The organism is Micromonospora sp. NPDC047753 (genome assembly GCF_040642735.1).
Lineage (GTDB): Bacteria > Actinomycetota > Actinomycetes > Mycobacteriales > Micromonosporaceae > Micromonospora.
Window position 1 is genome coordinate 1 of sequence record NZ_JBEYSL010000826.1, and the last position, 1,618, is coordinate 1,618.

Genomic DNA, 1,618 nt, shown 5'->3' on the forward strand with positions numbered 1-1,618 from the left:
CGAGGTCGACCCGAACGGCCGGTCCAGGTGCGCCAGCCCGACGTCCACGCAGACGCGCGCGACCGGCGACCCGTCCGCGGGTCGCCGGTCGCTGCGCTTGGTGGCGGTCAGGCTCCCGCGGCCGACTTGAGGTCGGCGGCCCGGTCGGTGCTCTCCCAGGTCAGGTCCGGCAGCTCCCGGCCGAAGTGGCCGTACGCGGCGGTCTGCTGGTAGATCGGGCGGAGCAGGTTGAGGTCCCGGATGATCGCGGCCGGCCGCAGGTCGAACACCTCGGTGACGGCCTTCTCGATCGAGGAGACGGGCACGGTCTCGGTGCCGAACGTCTCGATGAACAGGCTCACCGGGTGCGCCTTGCCGATGGCGTAGGCCACCTGCGCCTCGCACCGCTCGGCCAGACCGGCGGCGACCACGTTCTTGGCCACCCAGCGCATCGCGTACGCGGCCGAGCGGTCCACTTTGGACGGGTCCTTGCCGGAGAACGCGCCGCCACCGTGGCGGGCGTACCCGCCGTAGGTGTCGACGATGATCTTGCGGCCGGTCAGCCCGGCGTCGCCCATCGGGCCGCCGATCTCGAAGCGGCCGGTCGGGTTGACCAGCAGCCGGTAGCCGTCGGTGTCCAGGCCGAGGCTCTCCAGCTCCGGGGCGATCACGTGGTCGCGCACGTCCGGGGTGAGCAGCGAGTCCAGCGAGATGTCGGCGGCGTGCTGGCTGGACACCACGACGGTGTTCAACCGGACCGGACGCAGCCCCTCGTACTCGATGGTGACCTGGGTCTTGCCGTCCGGCCGCAGGTACGGGATCGTGCCGTCCTTGCGCACCGCCGAGAGGCGGCGGGCCAGCCGGTGCGCGAGCGCGATCGGCAGCGGCATCAGCTCGGGCGTCTCCGAGCAGGCGAAGCCGAACATCATGCCCTGGTCGCCAGCGCCCTGCGCGTCCAGCGCGCTCTCCGATGCTCCGGTGCGCAACTCGAAGGCGTTGTCCACACCCTGCGCGATGTCCTCGGACTGCGCACCGATGGAGACGCTGACCCCGCAGGAGGCGCCGTCGAAGCCCTTCTTCGACGAGTCGTAGCCGATGTCGAGGATGGTCCGGCGGACGATCGTCGGGATGTCGGCGTACGCCTTGGTGGTCACCTCACCGGCGATGTGCACCTGACCGGTGGTGATCATGGTTTCCACTGCCACGCGGCTGTGGGGGTCCTCGGTCAGCAGCGCATCGAGGATGCCATCGCTGATCTGGTCAGCGATCTTGTCCGGGTGGCCTTCCGTGACCGATTCGGACGTGAAGAGACGGCGTGTCACGGCACTCCCTAAGCGTATGAAGTCGTTCCGCGGAAGTTTAATCACCACTGCGGTCCGTGTCGGGTTCGGTTGTGCTCTGTTCCACCCGTCAGGAGCGGCCAGGCAGCCGCGCCACGACGAGATCCCAGACGGCGTCGGCCACAGCTTCCTTGGCCTGCTCGGGCAGCCGGCTGACCGAGCCGTCCGCGCCGATGACCGTCACCGTGTTGGTGTCGGCGCCGAAGACCAGGTCCGGACCGACCTCGTTGACCACGATCAGGTCGGCCCGCTTGCGGGCGAGTTTCGCCCTACCGTTGGCCTCGGCATCGCCGGTCTCG

The 1,618-nt window shown here is 69.7% G+C and carries 2 protein-coding genes; both read right to left on the reverse strand.

Annotation, left to right across the window (positions count from 1 at the left end; translation table 11 throughout):
* Nucleotides 1-107: 107 nt before the first annotated feature.
* Complete coding sequence (metK, locus tag ABZ749_RS34935; protein WP_091401916.1) at nt 108-1,301, reverse strand: methionine adenosyltransferase; 1,194 nt, start codon at nt 1,299-1,301, stop codon at nt 108-110.
* An 88-nt stretch (nt 1,302-1,389) separates the two neighbouring features.
* Nucleotides 1,390-1,618, reverse strand: a 229-nt coding sequence (locus ABZ749_RS34940; protein ID WP_357235630.1) for a phosphopantothenoylcysteine decarboxylase, incomplete at its 5' end; no start/stop codon positions are given.